Consider the following 18,157-nt stretch of genomic DNA (forward strand, 5'->3'; position numbering starts at 1 on the left):
GCAGTCGGGAAGGGGTGGTGCTGGTCGCTCTGGGATCGGCGTGGCTTGGTCAGGCGAGGCCGAGTTCCTTGTCGATGAGGTCGAACATCTCGTCATCGGTGGAGGCCGCGAGGTCGGCGTCGCCGGTGCCGTCGTCCTCGTCGGGTGTCCCGTCGGCGGTGGCGTCGACCTTCCACTGGAGTGCCTTGAGCCGGGTGACGAGCCGGGCGCGGCCCTCGGTGTCCAGGTCGGCCGCCGACAACGCGGTCTCCAGGGCGTCGAGTTCGGTGAAGACGGCGGAGACGGTGCCGTCGCCGCTCTCCGGTACCAGTTGTCCGCGCAGGTGGCGGGCGAGGGCGAGGGGCGTGGGATGGTCGAAGACCGCTGTGGTGGGCAGGCGCAGGCCGGTCTCGGCGCCGAGGCGGTTGCGGACCTCCACGGCGGCGAGCGAGGACATGCCGAGGTCGAGGAAGCCTCGCTCGGGTTCGACGGCCGCGGCGGAGCCGTGCCCGAGGACACCGGCGACATGTGCGCTGATCAGGTCGAGCAGGAGGGCTTCGCCCTGGGCCGCGCTGAGGGCGGACAGGCGGTCGCGCAGTCCGTGCCCGTCGGGCCCGTGTCCGTCGGCGGCCGTGGCGGTGGCCGTGCCGGCGGTCGCCCCGCTGCCGGCCGTGCGGCGTACGGGGGTACCGCCGGCCGTGAGGGCGCGCAGCAGCGGCGGCACGCTGCCGGCGGACGCGATGGCCCGCAGGTCGAGCCGGACGGGGATCAGCTGGGCGCTGTCGACGGCCGCCGCGCCGTCGAGCAGGCCGAGTCCTTGGCCTGCCGAGAGCGGCAGCATGCCGGAGCGGGCGAAGCGGGCGACATCCACGCGGTCCAGCGTGGCCGTCATTCCACTGGAATCTCCCCAGTATCCCCAGGCGAGGGAGACGGCGGTGAGGCCGTGTGCGCGGCGGTGCTGGGCGAGGGCGTCGAGGTAGGCGTTGGCGGCCGCGTAGTTGGCCTGGGCCATGCCGCCCATGACTCCGGCGAAGGAGGAGAAGAGCACGAAGGCCGAGAGCTTGGTGCCGCGGGTCAGCTCGTGCAGGTTCCAGGCGGCTTCCGCCTTGGGTCGCCACACCTTCTCCAGGTCCTCGGCGGTGAGGTTCTCCAGGAGTCCGTCGTGCAGGACGCCGGCCGCGTGGAAGACGGCGGTCAGCGGGTGCTCTTCGGGGACGGTGGCGAGCAGTTCGGCGAGCCGGTCGCGGTCGGCGGCGTCGCAGGCGGCGACGGTGACCTCGGCGCCCATGCGGGTGAGTTCGTCGCGCAGTGCCTCGGCGCCCGGAGCGGCGGGGCCGCGCCTGCCGGTGAGCAGCAGTCGGCGTACTCCGTGCCGCTCGACCAGGTGGCGGGCGAGCAGCGCGCCGAGGGTTCCGGTACCGCCGGTGATGAGGACGGTGCCGGCGCCGTGGGCTTCCCACGCGCGGTGGGCCGGGTCGTCGGCGGGTGTGGCGCGGTGCAGGCGGGGGACGGTCACCGTGCCGGCGCGGAGCGCCAGTTGGGTCTCTTCGCCGGCGACGGCGGCGGTGACGGCCTCGGCGAGGACGGCTTCGGACGCCTCGGTGCCGTCCGTGTCGACGAGGAGGAAGCGGCCGGGGTGCTCGGACTGGGCGGAGCGGATCAGACCCCGGACGGCGGCTTCGGCGGGTACGGCGATCTCGTCGTCGGGCCCGGTGGCCACGGCGTCGCGGGTGACCACGGCGAGGCGTACGTCCGCGAGCCGCGGGTCGGGCAGCCATTCCTGGACCAGGCGCAGCAGTTCCCGCACGGGCGTGCCGTCGGCGCCGGACGCGGTGGCGGAGCCGGACGCGGTGGCGGAGCCGGACGCGGTGGCGGAGCCGGACGCGGTGCCCAGGCGCAGCAGGACGGTCCCGGCGGCCGGGAGCGGGCGGCCTTCGGTGCTCCGGAGCGCGGTGCGCAGGGCGTCGGGTCCCTCGAAGGTGACCGGTTCCGGCGCGGGGCGGGCGTCGACGGGACGGGGGTCCGCCGGATCCCACGCCTGCGTCCGCCCCGTCCGCTCCGTCTGCCCGGTCTGCTCCGTCCGCCCCGTCTGCCAGGTCGGCCACTCGGTCCGGTACAGGGCGTCCTGGCATACGGCTCCGGTCGTCGCCGCCACGAGCTGTTCGTGCGCGAGCGGCTGGGTGGCGACCGAGTCGACCGTCAGGACGGGTGCGCCCGCCGGGTCCGTGGCGGTGACGGACACGGTGCCGTCCGCCGTGCGGGTGAGCCGTACGCGCAGGGTGTCGGCGCCCATGGCGGTCAGGGAGATGCCTCGCCATGTCACGGGCAGCCCGGCCGTGTCGTCGCCCAGCGCGGGTGCGCCGGTCAGCAGGGTCTGGAGCAGCGCGGGGTGGAGGCGGAAGCGCGCGGCGTCCGCCCGGTCCTCGTCGGGCAGCGCCACCTCGGCGACGATGTCCTGGCCGCACCGCCACAGGGTCCGTACGGTGCGGAAGAGCGGCCCCGGGTCGTATCCGTGCCCGGCGAGGTCGTCCTCCAGCGCCCCGGTGTCGACGGGCTGTGCGTTCTGGGGCGGCCAAGTGCCGAGGTCCGCGTCTTCGGGGACGGGAACGGTGTCCGTTGCGGTTGCGGTTGCGGTTGGGGAGACCGTTCCGGTCGCGTGGCGGGTCCACTCCGTGTCCGTGGCCGGTCCCGCGGGGCGGGTGAACACCGTGAGCGGACGGCGTCCTGAGGCCCCGTCGGCCGCGCCGACGGTCACCTGGATCTCGGCCGTCGCGCCCCCCGGCAGCACCAGCGGGGTGTGCTGGGTGAGTACGTCGACGGTGCCGCATCCTGCCTCGTCGGCGGCGCGGACCGCCCATTCCACCAGCGCGGTGCCCGGCACGACGACGGTGCCGTGCACGGTGTGGTCGGTGAGCCAGGGGTGGCCGCTCGCGCCGAGGGTGCCGGTGAGGACGACCGTGCCGTGCTCGCCGGCGAGATGGACGGCGGTGTCCAGGCCGGACGGGTCCGCAGGACGCCCGGCGGCGGCACGGGGTGCGGCCTCCAGCCAGTAGCGGCGGCGCTGGAAGGCGTACGTCGGCAGGTCCACGGCATGGCCGCCGGCGACGGCGGGGGTCCAGTCGACGGGCACGCCGTGTGTGTGGGCCTCTGCCAGGGAGGTCAGGAGGCGGGCCCGCCCGCCGTCGTGGCGGCGGATCGTGCCGATGACGACCACGTCGGCCTCCGCCGCAGCGGCGGTGTCCTCGATGCCCGGGGTGAGCACGGGGTGCGGGCTCGACTCGACGAAGGCGTCGTGCCCCTGTCGCAGCAGGGTGCGCAGCGCGTCCTCCAGGCGGACGGTGCGGCGCAGGTTCTCGTACCAGTAGTGCGCGTCGAGGGAGGTGCCGGAGTCGATCCAGTCGCCGGTGACGGTGGAGAGGAAGGGGGTGCGGGCCGGGAGGGTCTCGATGCCGGCCAGGTCCGCGAGGAGCCGGGTGCGGAGGCGTTCGACCTGGGCGGAGTGCGAGGCGTAGTCGACGGGGATCTTCCTGGCGCGTACGCCGTCGCGCTCGCAGGCGGCGATCAGTTCGTCGAGGGCTTCGGGCTCGCCGGAGACCACGACGCTCGCGGGCCCGTTGACGGCGGCGACGGAGATCCGTTCGCCCCAGGGTTCGAGCCTGGTGAGGACGGTGTCGTGCGAGGCGGCGACCGAGACCATCGCGCCGTGCCCGGACAGGTCGTCGGCGATGGCGCGGCTGCGCAGGGCCACCACGCGGGCGGCGTCGTCCAGGGAGAGGGCTCCGGCGACGCAGGCCGCGGCGATCTCGCCCTGGGAGTGGCCGAGGACGGCGGCGGGTTCGACGCCGTGCGCGCGCCAGACCTCGGCGAGCGCGACCATGACGGCCCACAGAGCGGGCTGGGCGACGTCGACGCGGTCGAGCGAAGGGGCGTCGTGGGCGCCGCGGAGCACCCCGGTGAGGGACCAGTCGGTGTACGCGGCGAGCGCCTGTTCGCACTCCGCGATCCGGTGGGCGAACGCCGTTGAGGTGTCGAGGAGTTGGGCGCCCATGCCGGTCCACTGCGAGCCCTGGCCGGGGAAGACCAGGACGGCCTTGCGGGCGCGGCCCACGGCGTGCCGGCCCACGACGACTCCGGGGGCCGGGGTGCCGTCGGCGAGGGCGCGCAGTCCGGCGCGCAGGGCGGCGCCGTCGGTACCGGTCACGACGGCTCGGTGTTCGAGCAGGGCGCGTTGGGTGACGAGGGACGCGGCGAGGTCGCGTGCGGTGGCCCGCTGTCCGGCCGGGGTGTCCAGGTGGGCGAGGAGAGCCTGGGCCTGCCCGCGCAGCGCGGGCGCACTGCGCGCGGAGAGCAGCCAGGGCAGGGCGTCGGTGGGCGTGGGGGTGAGGGGCGGTGCTTCGGCGGGGGCGGGCTCGGCGGACGTCGGCGCGGTCGGAGCCGCCGGCCTCTCCGAACCTTCCGGCCCCCTCGAACCCTCCGGCCCCCTCGAACCCTCCGGCCCCGCCGGATCCTTCGCGCCCTCCGAACCTTCCGAACCCTGCGAATCCTTGCAACCCTTCGAATCCTGGGAACCCTCCGGCCCCTCCGGCCCCTCCGGCCCCTCCGGATCCTTGGAACCCGTCGCATTCGCCGGGCTGCCCTCCGGCACCTCCGATTCCTCGGGACCCGTCCGCGGCCCCTCCTCCAGGATGATGTGGGCGTTCGTACCGCTGATGCCGAAGGAGGAGACACCGGCGCGGCGCGGGCGGGTGCCGTCGGCGGGCCAGGGCGCGGCCTCGTCCAGCAGGCGTACGGCCCCGGCGGACCAGTCGACGTGCCGGGTGGGCGTGTCGATGTGGAGCGACTTGGGGAGCACTCCCGCACGCAGCGCGAGGACCATCTTCAGCACGCCCGCGACACCGGCCGCGGCCTGGGTGTGTCCGAGGTTGGACTTGACGGAGCCCAGTCGCAGCGGGTGGTCCCCGGCGCGGTCCTTGCCGTAGGTGGCCAGCAGGGCCTGGGCCTCGATGGGGTCGCCGAGCCGGGTGCCGGTGCCGTGCGCCTCGACGGCGTCCACGTCGGCGGCCGTCAGCCCGGCGGCGGTGAGGGCCTGCCGGATGACGCGCTGCTGTGCGGGCCCGTTGGGGGCCGACATGCCGTTGGAGGCGCCGTCCTGGTTGATCGCGGAGCCGCGGACGACGGCCAGCACACGGTGTCCGTTGCGCTGTGCGTCGCAGAGGCGTTCGACGACGAGGAGGCCGGCGCCCTCGGCGAAGCCGGTGCCGTCGGCCGCGTCGGCGAAGGGCTTGCAGCGGCCGTCGGCGGCCATTCCGCGCTGCCGCGAGAAGTCCACGATGATCACCGGCGACGACATGACGGTGACTCCGCCCGCGAGGGCGAGCGTGCACTCGCCCTGGCGCAGTGCCTGGACGGCCAGGTGGAGGGCGACCAGGGAGGAGGAGCAGGCCGTGTCGACGGTGACGGCCGGGCCCTCAAGGCCGAGGGTGTAGGCGACCCGGCCCGAGACGACGCTGTCGGCGTTGCCGTTGTTGACGTATCCGGCGAGGGCGTCGGGGATGTCGGCGCCTCGGGACATGTAGTCGCTGGAGGAGACGCCGGCGAAGACGCCGGTGCGGCTGCCGCGCAGTGCTCTGGGGTCGATGCCGGCCCGTTCGACGGCCTCCCAGGCGGTCTCCAGCAGGATCCGCTGCTGCGGGTCCATGGCCAGCGCCTCGTTCGGGCTGATGCCGAAGAAGTCGGCGTCGAAGTCGGCGGCGCCGTGCAGGAATCCGCCTTCGAGGGTGCGGGAGGCGTCGGGGTGGTCGGGGACGGAGTCGTAGAGCCCGTCGAGGTCCCAGCCGCGGTCGGTGGGGAAGCCGGCGATGGCGTCGGTGCCGCTGGCCAGCAGCCGCCACAGGTCCTCCGGGGTGCGCACGCCCCCGGGGTAGCGGCAGGCCATGCCGACGATGGCGATCGGCTCGTCGGCGCGGACGGGTGCGCCGGCGTCGGCGGCCGGGGCGGACGGGCCGGCCTGCTCGTCGCGGAGCAGGGTGTCCAGGTGCCCGGCCAGCTCCGCCGGGGTCGGGTAGTCGAAGACCAGGGTGGCCGGCAGGCGCACTCCGGCGGCCGTGGCGAGGCGGTTGCGCAGTTCGACGGCGGTCAGCGAGTCGAAGCCTAGGTCGCGGAACGCCTTGCCGGCGTGGACGAGGTCGGTGCCCGTGTGGCCGAGGACGGCGGCGGCGGAGGTGGTGACCAGGTCGAGCAGCAGGGCGCGGCGTTCGTCGCCGGCCAGTCCGGCGAGCCGGCCGCGCAGTCCGCCGGTGCCGCCGGGCCGGGTGGGGCCGACGGTACGCCGGGCCGGTGCGCGGAACAGGGCCCGCAGGACGGGCGGGAGGGCCGACTGGGCGCGGGTGCGCAGGAGTCGCTCGTCGAGCGGTACGGGTACGAGCAGGGGCCGGCGGGCGGCGAGCGCCGCGTCGAACAGGGCGAGGCCGTCCCGGGTGGACAGCGGCAGCCCGCCGGTGTTCCGGGCGCGGGTCAGGTCGCCTTCGCCGAGGTGCCGGGTCATGTCGCTGGCCTGCGCCCACAGGCCCCAGGCGAGGGAGGTGGCGGGCAGGCCGTGCACCTGGCGGTGCCGGGCGAGGGCGTCGAGGAAGGTGTTGGCGGCGGCGTAGTTGCCCTGTCCCGCGTTGCCGAACACGCCGGCGGCGGAGGAGAACAGCACGAGGTCGGCGAGGTCGTGGTGGCGGGTCAGCTCGTGCAGGTTCCAGGCCGCGTCCGCCTTGGGGCGCAGCACGGTCCGCAGCCGCTCGGGGGTGAGGGAGGCGACCACCGCGTCGTCGAGGACGCCGGCGGCGTGGACGACGGCGGTCAGCGGGTGGGCGTCGGGTACGGCGGCGAGCAGCCGGGCCAGGTCGTCCGGGTCGGCGGCGTCGCACGCGGCGACGGCGACCCGCGCGCCCGACCGGGCCAGCTCTTCGCACAGTTCGAGGGCGGCGGGGCGGTCCGGACCGCGGCGCCCGGCGAGCAGCAGATGCCGTACGCCGTGTTCGGTGACGAGGTGGCGGGCGAGGGCGCGGCCCAGTTCACCGGTGCCTCCGGTGATCAGGACGGTGCCGTCGGGGTCCCAGGGGCGGGGCACGGTGAGGACGACCTTGCCGGTGTGGCGGGCCTGGGAGACGTACCGGAACGCCTCGGGTGCGTGCCGCACGTCCCAGGCGGTGACCGGCAGGGGGCTCAGTGCGCCCTGTTCGAAGAGGCCGACGAGTTCGGTGAGCATCGCGCCGATGCGTTCGGGGCCGGCCTCCTTGAGGTCGAAGGCGCGGTAGAAGGCGCCGTCGTGGTCCCGGGCGACGGTGTCGGCGTCGCGGATGTCGGTCTTGCCCATCTCGATCAGCCGGCCGCCGGGGCGCAGCAGGCGCAGGGACGCGTCGACGTACTCCCCGGCGAGGGAGTTGAGGACGACGTCCATGCCGGTGCCGTCGCCCGCGGTGCGGAAGCGGTTCTCGAAGTCGAGGGTGCGGGAGGAGGCCAGCCGGTCGGCGGGCCAGCCGGCGGCGCGCAGCGTGCGCTGCTTGGGCACGCTGGCCGTGCCGTACACCTCGGCTCCCCACAGGCGGGCCAGCTGGGTGGCGGCCATGCCGACGCCGCCGGCCGCGGCGTGGACGAGGACGGACTCGCCCGCCGTGAGCCCGGCGAGGTCGCGCAGCGCGTAGTAGGCGGTGAGGAAGACGACGGGGGTGGCCGCCGCCTGGGCGAAGGTCCAGCCGTGCGGCATGCGGACGAGGACCCGGTGGTCGGCGACGGCCAGCGGTCCGAAGCCGCCGGTCACCATGCCCATCACCCGGTCGCCCGGGGCGAGCCGGGTGACGTCCGGTGCCGCCTCGACGACGACGCCCGCGGCCTCGGAGCCGAGGAACTCGGCGCCGCCCGGGTACATGCCGAGGGTGTTGAGGACGTCCCGGAAGTTCAGGCCGGCGGCGCGGACCGCGAGCCTGACCTGGCCGGGCTCCAGGGGTGCCGCGGCGTCGGGGCACGGGGTGAGGACGAGGTTGTCGACGGTGCCCTTCTCGGGGATGTCCAGCCGCCAGGGGGTGCCGGGAGCGGGGACGGGCAGCGCGGCCGACTGGTGCGTGCGGGCGAGGCGCGGGGCGTGTGCGGTGCCCTGACGCAGTGCCAGCTGGGGTTCGTCTCCGGCGGCGGCGTGTGCCAGGGCCTGCCAGGAGGCGGGGTCGTCGTCGAGGTCGGCGACGGTGATGCGGCCGGGGTGCTCGCTCTGCGCGGTGCGCAGCAGGCCCCAGAGCGCGGCGCCCGGCAGGTCGGTGACGTCCGCTCCGGGGTCGGCGGCGACCGCGCCCCGGGTGACGACGACGAGGCGGGTGGCGTCGAAGCGGGGGTCGGCGAGCCAGGCCCCGAGCGTTTCCAGGACGTGGTCGAGTGCGGTCGCGGCGGCTTCGGGGGCGGCGGTGCTGGGGAGCGGCGGCGGGGCCATGAGCAGGACGGCGTCGGGGGTGCCGGCGGCCGTGGTCAGGTCCTGCCAGGGGTCGACGGTGACGCCTGCCGCGCCGAGGGCGGCCAGGTCGGCGTGGTCAGCCGCGTCGCCGAGCACGGCCCATCGCGTGTCCCGCGGGGCCGGCGGGGCGGGCAGCGCGGTCCACTCCAGGTGGAAGAGGGCGTCGCGGACGATGGGCGGGGCGGCGTCGGACGCGGTCAGCGAGCCGGCGGTGACGGGCCGTACGGCCAGGGAGTCGATCACGGCGACGGGCCGGCCCTCGGTGTCGGCCATGAGTACGGTCACGGCGTCCTGGCCCGCCGGGGAGATCCGGACCCGCAGTGCGGTGGCGCCGGTCGCGAGGAGTGTGACGCCGGTCCAGGAGAAGGGCAGGCCGGTGCGGCCGTCGTCGTTGCGGAGCGGGCCGAGTCCGGCGGTGTGCAGCGCCGCGTCGAGCAGGGCGGGGTGCATGCCGTAGCGGGCCGCGTCCTGGTGGGCCTCCTCGGGCAGCGCCACCTCGGCGTACACGTCGGGGCCGAGCCGCCAGGCGGCGCGTACGCCCTGGAACACCGGCCCGTACCGGTAGCCCTCGGTGCGCAGCGCCGTGTAGTGGTCCGCCATGCCGGCGACCGGCTCCGCGCCCTGCGGGGGCCAGCTTTCGAGGCCCTGCGAGGTCTCCTCGGCGGGGGCGGCGAGCGCGCCGGTGGCGTGGCGGGTCCAGGGGCCGTCGGTGTCGGCCGCCCGGCGGGTGTGGACGGCGACGGGTCGGGTGCCGGACTCGTCGGGTGCGCCGACGGAGATCTGCACCTGGATGCCGTCGTGCTCGGGCAGCGGGACGGGTGCGTGCAGGGTGAGTTCCGCGAGCCTGCCGCAGCCGAGTTCGTCGCCGGCCCGGATGACGGCTTCGACGAGGGCGGCGCCCGGCACGACCACCGTGTCGGAGACGGCGTGGTCGGCGAGCCAGGGGTGGGTGCGCAGGGACCAGCGGGCGGTCGCGACCAGCCCGTCCTGCTGGGCGAGCGGCAGGGAGGCGCCCAGCAGCGGGTGGTCGAGGGTGCCGAGCCCTGCCGAGGTGACGTCGCCGGGCGTCCCGGCGGCCGTGCGGGGCCAGTAGGGGTGGTGCTGGAAGGGGTAGGTGGGCAGGGCCGCCGCAGGGGGGAGGGCGCCGCCGGTCGCGGTGGTGAAGAAGGCGTCCCAGTCGACGCGGGTGCCGTGGACGCGGGCCTCGGCGAGCGCGAGGCGGAAGCGGTCGAGGCCGCCCTCGTCGCGGCGGAGCGTGCCGGTGGCGGCGGCAGCGGCGCCCGTGGCCTCGATGGTCTCCTGCACGCCGGTGGTGACCACCGGGTGCGGGCTGACCTCGATGAACACCCGGTGGCCCGCGTCCAGCAGCGCGCGTGCGGCCTGTTCGAACTCGACGGTTCCGCGCAGGTTTCGGTACCAGTACGCGGCGTCCAGCGTGGTGGTGTCGACGTGGGTGCCGCTGACGGTGGAGTAGAAGGGGATGTCGGCGGGGCGGGGTGCGACGGGGGCGAGGAGGGTGTGGAGTTCGTCCTCGATGAGGGCGACCTGGGCGGAGTGGGAGGCGTAGTCGACGGGGATACGGCGGGTGCGTACGCCGTCGCGGTCGCATGCGGCGATCAGCTCGTCCAGGGCGTCCGGGTCGCCGGAGACCACCACGGAGCCCGGTCCGTTGACGGCGGCCAGGGAGAGCCTCTCGCCCCAGGCGCCGAGCCGTTCGCGGGTCTCGTCGGCGGGCCGGGCGACGGAGACCATGCCGCCCTGGCCCGACAGCGCGGTCAGGGCGCGGCTGCGCAGGGCGACCACGCGGGCGGCGTCGTCCAGGGACAGCGCACCGGCGACACAGGCGGCGGCGATCTCGCCCTGGGAGTGGCCGACGACCGCGGCGGGCCGCACGCCGTGGGCCTGCCACAGCTCTGCCAGCGACACCATGACGGCGAACAGGACGGGCTGGACGACGTCGACCCGGTCGAGGGACGGGGCGCCGTCCGCGCCGCGCAGCACGTCGGTCAGCGACCAGTCGGTGTAGGCGGAAAGGGCGGTGGCGCACTCGGCCATGCGCGCGGCGAACACGGGTGAGGTGTCGAGGAGTTCGAGGGCCATGCCCGCCCACTGGGAGCCCTGGCCGGGGAAGACGAACACGCTCTCCCCGTCGTTCTCGCAGACCGCGTCGCGGAGGTGCCCCGCGGCGCGGCCCTCGGCGAGGGCGTCGAGTCCGGTGAGGAAGCCGTCCCGGTCGGCGGCGACGACGGCCGCGCGGTGCTCCATGGCGGTGCGGGTGGTGGTGAGCGCGCGGGCGATGCCGGGGAGGTCCGGGGTCTGGTCCGCGGCCCTGAGGCGGGCGGCGAGCCGGGCCGCCTGGGCGCGCAGGGCGTCCGCGCTCCTGGCGGAGAGGAACCAGGGCAGGGCGGTGGCGGCGGTCGCGGGGGTGGCGGCGGGGGCGGGTTCGGGTGCCGCCTCGACGATCACGTGGGCGTTGGTGCCGCTGATGCCGAACGAGGAGACACCGGCGCGGTGCGGCCGGTCCGCCTCGGGCCAGGGCACCGGTTCGGCCAGCAGTTCGACGGCGCCGGCCGTCCAGTCGACGTGCGGGGACGGTTCGTCGATGTGGAGTGACTTCGGCAGGATGCCGTGCCGCATCGCCAGCACCATCTTCATCACGCCGGCGACGCCGGCCGCGGCCTGGGTGTGGCCGATGTTCGACTTCACCGAGCCGAGCAGCAGCGGGCGGTCGGCGGGGCGGTCCTGGCCGTAGGTGGCGAGCAGGGCCTGGGCCTCGATGGGGTCGCCGAGCCGGGTGCCGGTGCCGTGTGCCTCGACGGCGTCCACGTCGGCCGTGGTGAGTCCGGCGTCGGCGAGGGCGCGGCGGATGACGCGCTGCTGGGAGGGGCCGTTGGGGGCGGTGAGCCCGTTGCTGGCGCCGTCCTGGTTGACGGCGGTGCCCCGGACGACGGCCTGGACCTGGTGGCCGTTGCGCAGCGCGTCGGACAGGCGCTCCACCAGCAGCAGGCCGGCGCCCTCGGCCCAGCCGGTGCCGTCGGCCGCCGCCGCGAACGCCTTGCACCGCCCGTCGGGGGCGAGTCCGCGCTGCCGGGAGAACCCGACGAACACCTGCGGAGTCGACATGACGGTGACACCGCCGGCCAGGGCGAGGTCGCACTCGCCCCGGCGCAGCGCCTGCGCGGCCAGGTGCAGGGCGACCAGGGAGGAGGAGCAGGCCGTGTCGACGGTGACGGCCGGGCCTTCGAGGCCGAGCGCATAGGACACCCGTCCGGAGACGACGCTGGCCGCGTTGCCGGTCATCAGGTGTCCGCTGTGGTCGTCGGCGGTGCCGCCCAGGAGGGTCTGGTAGTCCTGGAAGTTGGAGCCGACGAACACGCCGGTGGCGCTGCCGCGCAGGGTGTCGGGGGCGATCTGGGCGCGCTCGACGGCCTCCCAGGCGGTCTCCAGGAGCAGCCGCTGCTGGGGGTCCATGGCGAGCGCCTCGCGCGGCGAGATCCCGAAGAAGCCGGCGTCGAACCCGGCCACGTCGGTCAGGAAGCCGCCTTCACGGACGTAGCTGGTGCCCTCGTGGTCCGGGTCGGGGTGGTAGAGCCCTTCGGTGTCCCAGCCCCGGTCGGCGGGGAAGCCGGACATGCCGTCGGCGCCCTCGGAGAGCAGCTGCCAGAACGCCTCGGGCGAGGCGACCCCGCCGGGGAACCGGCAGGCCATCGCGACGATCGCGATGGGTTCGCCGGCGCCGGCCGCCGAGGAGCCGGTCGTCGCGGGCAGGCCGGCGGTGGTCTCGTGGCCGCCGAGCATCTCGGTCAGCAGCCGGGTGGCGACGGCGGCGGCGGTCGGGTGGTCGAACAGCAGGGTGGCCGGCAGCGGTACGCCGGTCGCGGCGGTCAGCCGGTTGCGCAGCTCCACGGCGGTCAGGGAGTCGAATCCCTGGTCCCGGAACGCCTTGTTGACGTCCACCAGGCCCGCCGAGGCGTGTCCGAGCACCCGGGCGATGTTCTCGCGGAGCAGTTCGAGCAGCAGGTGTTCCCGCTCGGCGGCGGACGGCAGGGCGAGCAGCCGGTCCCGCAGCGGGGAGGAGTCCGCGGCGGACGGTGCGCCGGCGGCGCCGAGCCCGCGGACCTCGGGCAGTGCCGCGATGAGCGGGCTGGGGCGGGCCGCCGTCAGGGACGGGGCCAGCAGCTCCCAGTCGATGTCGGCGACGGTGCGGCAGACGGCGCCCTGGGCGAGGGCCTGCTGGAGGGCGGCGAGGGCGAGCCGGGGGGCCATGGGGGTGAGTCCGTCGCGGCGCATCCGGCCGGCGAGCGCCGCGTCTCCCGCGGCCATGCCGGTGTCGCCCCAGCTGCCCCAGGCCACGGAGGTCGCCGGCAGGCCGTGTGCGTGGCGCAGTTCGGCGAGGGCGTCCAGATGGGCGTTGGCGGCGGCGTAGTTGGCCTGGCCGGCGTTTCCGAGGACGCCGGTGACCGACGAGAACAGCACGAACATCGACAGCCCATGGCCGGCGGCACGGGTCAGCTCGTCGAGATGGCGGGCGGACTGGGCCTTCGCCCGCAGCACCGCCTCGAAGCGGTCCGGTCCCAGCGCGCCGAGCACACCGTCGTCCAGGACGCCCGCGGCGTGCACCACACCGGTCAGCGGTACGTCGGCCGGGACGGCGGCCAGCAGCCGGGCCAGCTCGTCGCGGTCGGCGGTGTCGCAGGCGGCGACGGTGACGCGTACCCCGCGTGCGGTCAGCTCCGCGGCCAGTCCGGCCGCGCCGGGCGCGGCCGGGCCGCGGCGGCTCGCGAGCAGCAGGTGTTCGGCGCCGGCGCCGGCGAGCCAGTGGGCGACCCGCGCGCCGAGGGCGCCCGTGCCGCCGGTGACGAGGACGGTGCCGCGCGGGGCGGTCCAGCTCTCCCGCGCCCGGTCCGTGTCCTCGTCGCGGACCGGTACGCGTGCCAGGCGGCGGGCGAAGACTCCGGAGGCGCGGACGGCGACCTGGTCCTCGGCGGCGTCGGTGAGGACCGCGGCGACCCGGCCCGCCGTGGTGGCGTCGAGGGTCGCGGGAAGGTCGACGAGTCCGCCCCACTGCCGCGGGTGTTCGAGCGCCGCGACCCGGCCGAGGCCCCAGATCTGTGCCTGCACGGGGCTGAGGGCGCGGTCCGGGCCGGCGGCCGGGACCGCGCCCCGGGTCAGGCACCACAGCGGTGCCTCGGTGGCGGCCTCCTCCAGGACCCGTACCAGCGCGGCGGTGGCGGTGAGGCCGCGCGGCACGGCCGGGTACGCGGCGTGCGGGCGCTCGTCGAAGGCCAGCAAGGACAGTACGCCGGACACCGGGCCGTGCTCGGCCAGTGCCGCGGTCACCCGGTCGGCGAGGTCGCCGTCGCCCGGGTCCGTGTCGGCGCCGGCCGTGGTGACGACGACCCGTTCCAGGCGCCCGAGCCGGTCGGCGAGCCCGTCGAGCAGTGCGCCGGCCGGGCCGTCGTCGGACAGGGTGTCCGGTACGACGGCCAGCCAGCCGCCGTCCTGTGCGGCGGGCCGGGCCGCGGCGGAACCGCCGCCGACGGCCGTCCAGACGGTCCGGTAGGCCCAGGTGCCGATGGTCGACCGGACCCGTCGGCGGCTGTGCCACGCCCCGAGGACGGGCAGGAGTCCGTCGAGGGATGCCTCGGCCTCTTGCCCCTCGACGCCGAGCACGCCGGCCGCGGCCCGCAGGTCGCCGCGCTCGGCGGCTTCCCAGAAGGCGGTCTCCACCGGGTCGGCCGCGCCCGCCGCGGCCGGTACGGCGGCCCGCTGCTCCGCCGGGAGCCAGTAGCGCCGGTGCTGGAAGGCGTAGGTGGGGAGGGCCACGGTGGCCGTGCCGAGCGGGGCGAAGAACGCGGCCCAGTCGACGCCGGTGCCGCACGTGTGCAGGCGGGCGAGGGCGTCGACGACCGCGGACTCCTCGGAGCGGTGCCTGCGCAGGACGGGGACGAGGACGGCCGACCCGCCGGCCGACTCCGCCGCCATGGCGGTCAGGACGCCCTCCGGGCCCAGCTCCAGGAAGCGGGTCACGTCGGCGTCGGCGAGCGCGCGGATGCCGTCGGCGAAGCGCACCGTCTCGCGGACATGGCGTACCCAGTAGTCCGGTGAGCACAGGTCCTCGGGCGCGGCGATCGCGCCCGTCAGGTTCGACACGACCGGGATCACCGGGGTGCCGAAGTCCAGTCCCTCGGCGACCCGGCGGAAGTCGTCCAGCATCGGGTCCATCAGGGGCGAGTGGAAGGCGTGCGAGACGCGCAGCGGGCTCGCCTTGCGGTCCTCGAAGTGGGCGCGGATCGCGGCCACCGCCTCCTCGGTACCGGAGACGACCACGGCGTCCGGGCCGTTGACGGCCGCGAGGGTAACGAACTCGCCGAGCAGCGGGCGGACCTCCTCCTCGTTGGCCCGCACCGCGAGCATCGCTCCGCCCTCGGGCAGGGCGTCCATGAGCCGTCCGCGTGCGGCGACCAGCCGGCAGGCGCCGGCGAGGGAGAGGACCCCGGCCGCGTGGGCGGCGGCGATCTCGCCGATCGAGTGTCCGGCGACGAAGTCGGGCCGCACGCCGAAGGAGTCCAGCAGGCGGAACAGCGCCACCTCGACGGCGAACAGCCCCGCCTGGGCGTACACGGTCCGGTTCAGGAGTTCCTCGCGCTCGCCCCAGACCACCTCGCGGACCGGCAGCGCCAGCTGCTCGTCCAGTGCGGCGCACGCCGCGTCGAAGGCGTCCGCGAACACCGGGAACCGTTCGTACAGCTCCCGTCCCATGCCGAGGCGTTGGGATCCCTGTCCGGAGAAAAGGAACGCCAGGGGGGCCTGGGCCGCGATGCCGGTGGCGTCGGCGCCCTCGCCGGCGGCCAGGGCGTCCAGGCCGGCCAGGAGGGTGTCCCGCCCGTCGCCGACGACGGCGGCCCGGTGGTCGAGGGCGGCCCGGGTGGTGGCGAGGGAGGCGGCGACGTCCGCGGCCCTGAGGCCGGGGTGCTCGCGCAGGTGGCCGGCGAGCCGGGCGGCCTGGGCGCGCAGGGCGTTGGCGGTCTTCGCGGACAGCAGCCAGGGCAGCGGGCGCACGGGGTGCTCGGGGGCGGGCGGCGCGGACTTTGCCGTGTCGTCGGGCCGCGGTGCCTCCTCGATGACCACGTGGGCGTTGGTGCCGCTGACGCCGAAGGAGGAGACGGCGGCCCGGCGCGGCCAGGGGTTGTGCGGCCAGGCGGTCTCCTCGGTGAGGAGTTCGACGGCGCCCGCCGACCAGTCGACGTGCGGGGACGGCTCGTCCAGGTGGAGGGTCCTGGGCAGCACGCCGTGCCGCATGGCCAGGACGGTCTTGATGAGGCCCGCGATGCCGGCGGCGGCCTGGGTGTGGCCGATGTTGGACTTCATGGAGCCGAGCAGCAGCGGACGGTCCGCGGGGCGGTCCTGGCCGTAGGTGGCGAGGAGTGCCGTCGCCTCGATGGGGTCGCCGAGGCGGGTGCCGGTGCCGTGCGCCTCCACCGTGTCGACCTCGTGGGCGGGCACGCCGGCGTCGGCGAGGGCGCGGCGGATGACGCGCTGCTGGGAGGGGCCGTTGGGGGCGGTGAGTCCGTTGCTCGCGCCGTCCTGGTTGACGGCCGTGCCGCGGACGACCGCGAGCACCGGGTGGCCGCCCCGCAGTGCGTCGGAGAGGCGTTCCACGAGGATGACGCCGGCGCCCTCGCTCCACGCGGTGCCGTCGGCCGCGGCGGCGAAGGGCTTGCAGCGGCCGTCCGCCGCGAGGCCGCGCTGGCGGGCGAACTCGGCGAACATCTGCGGTGTCGACATCACGGTCACGCCGCCGGCCAGGGCGAGCGCGCACTCTCCGCGGCGCAGGGACTGCACGGCCAGGTGCAGGGCGACCAGGGAGGAGGAGCAGGCGGTGTCGACGGTGAGGGCGGGGCCCTCCAGGCCCAGTGTGTAGGAGATGCGGCCGGAGGCGACGCTGACGGTGTTGCCGGTCAGCAGATGGCCCGCGACCTCTTCCCTGCGGTCCCCTTCGACGCCGGAGTCGTATCCGCCGTGCCCGGTGCCGATGAACACGCCGGTCTGGCTGCCGCGCAGGGAGGACGGGTCGATCCGGGCGTGTTCGACGGCCTCCCAGGCGGTCTCCAGCATCAGCCGCTGCTGCGGGTCCATGGCGAGGGCCTCGCGCGGGGAGATGCCGAAGAACTCGGCATCGAAGTCCGCCGCGTGGTGGAGGAAGCCGCTCTCGCCCGGGTGGGCGGTGCCCGGTCCGGCCGCGTCGGTGCCGTACCGGGCGTCGAGGTCCCAGCCGCGGTCGGCGGGAAACGCGGAGACCGCGTCCACGCCGTCGCGGACCAGCCGCCACAGTTCCTCGGGCGAGCGGACGTCGCCGGGGTAGCGGCAGGCCATCCCGACGACGGCGATGGGTTCCCGGCTCTTGCCGTGCGCCTCTCGCAGCTGCTCGCGCGTCTCGTGAAGGTCTGCGATCGCCCGCTTCAGATAGTCGCGCAGCTTCTGCTCGTTCGACATCGGGATGTCAACCTCTCGAGGTGAGATGCCGGGTTTCCGGCTCAGTCTCACCGCGGTGGACTGCGGTTTTCCCTAGAGGCGCATCCCGTGGTTCAGTCGGTGGCGGGGCCTGGGCGGCCGCGGACGGCCCGGGCGTACAGCGGGTGCCCCACGTACGCGTCGCAGTGCGCGGACACCTCGTCGAAGCGTCCGTCGGCGCGCAGCAGGGCGGGCACGGTCGCGGCGTGCAGGGGGCCGTGTTCGAGGACGAGGGTGCCGCCCGGACGCAGCAGCCGTGCCGCCGCCGCCACGACGTGCCGGGTGACGCTCAGGCCGTCGGGGCCGCTGAAGACCGCCTGCCGGGGCTGGTGCACGCCGAACTCGGCGGGTACGCCGGTCTCGTCGGGGATGTACGGCGGGGAGGACAGCACCAGGTCCACGGTGCCGTCGAGTGCGGCCAGGGTCGTGGGCTGTGCGACGTCGGCCTGGTGCAGGACGACGGGCGGGTCGCCGAGTGCGGTGCGCCGCGCGCTGTTGCGGCGGGCGTAGTCGAGTGCGTCCGGGTCGAGTTCCACGGCGTGCACCGTGGCGTTCGGGGTGTGGTGCGCGAGGGCGAGGGCGAACGCCGCCGATCCCGCGCACAGATCGACCACGAGCGGGGCGTCGATGTCCGCCACCGCGGTGAGGCCGGCCGCGAGGGTGGCCTCGCTGACGATCATGGGTACGAACACTCCGGGGCCGACCTCCACGTCGATGCCGGAGAAGGCGGCCCGTCCGGTGAGGTAGCCCAGCGGAACGCCCTCGCTCCGCCTGGCGACCAGCTCGCGGAACCGCGCGGCCGACGCGTCGTCGGGTTCGCCGTCCGGCGGCAGGGTGTCCGCCGGTGCTCCGAAGGCGTGGGCCGCCAGGGCTTCCGCCTCCGCCTGCGCGGCCAGCACGGCGCCGGTCCTCAGGAGGATCTGCACCGCGTCCTCGACATGGGTCATGTGTGTCTTGCGAACCACAATCGTCACCCGTTCCTGTGTCGTTGTCGTCCTGTTCTGGTGGGCCACGATGCACCGGCGATGTCTGGTCGGGATCCGCGACGAATCCGGCGCGGAACAGCTGTGCGTGGGGCGGGTGTGCCGTAGGGGGTCATGGGGCGGGGCGGAGCGCAACCGGGCGCGCGGTCGGCCCGGTTGCGCTCCGCCGGGGCGGCGGCCGGCGGGTGCCGGG

2 protein-coding genes are annotated in these 18,157 nt (G+C 75.7%); both read right to left on the reverse strand.

From position 1 onward, the window contains the following. Window positions 1-49: 49 nt before the first annotated feature. Window positions 50-16,963, reverse strand: coding sequence for a type I polyketide synthase (locus ACF073_RS28780; protein ID WP_392074312.1), 16,914 nt, complete (start codon window positions 16,961-16,963; stop codon window positions 50-52). Window positions 16,964-17,055: 92 nt separating this feature from the next. Further along, window positions 17,056-17,955, reverse strand: a complete 900-nt coding sequence (locus tag ACF073_RS28785) for a N5-glutamine methyltransferase family protein (RefSeq protein ID WP_392074313.1) — start codon at window positions 17,953-17,955, stop codon at window positions 17,056-17,058. Between the last annotated feature and the right edge of the window lie 202 nt (window positions 17,956-18,157).

The organism is Streptomyces sp. NPDC015171, from assembly GCF_043079545.1.
In the GTDB taxonomy this organism is placed as follows: Bacteria; Actinomycetota; Actinomycetes; order Streptomycetales; family Streptomycetaceae; genus Streptomyces.

What these genes read in the sequence shown, in the direction of transcription:
- ACF073_RS28780 (WP_392074312.1), bottom strand. Translation starts at nt 16,963, where the DNA reads ATGTCGAACGAGCAGAAGCTGCGCGACTATCTGAAGCGGGCGATCGCA.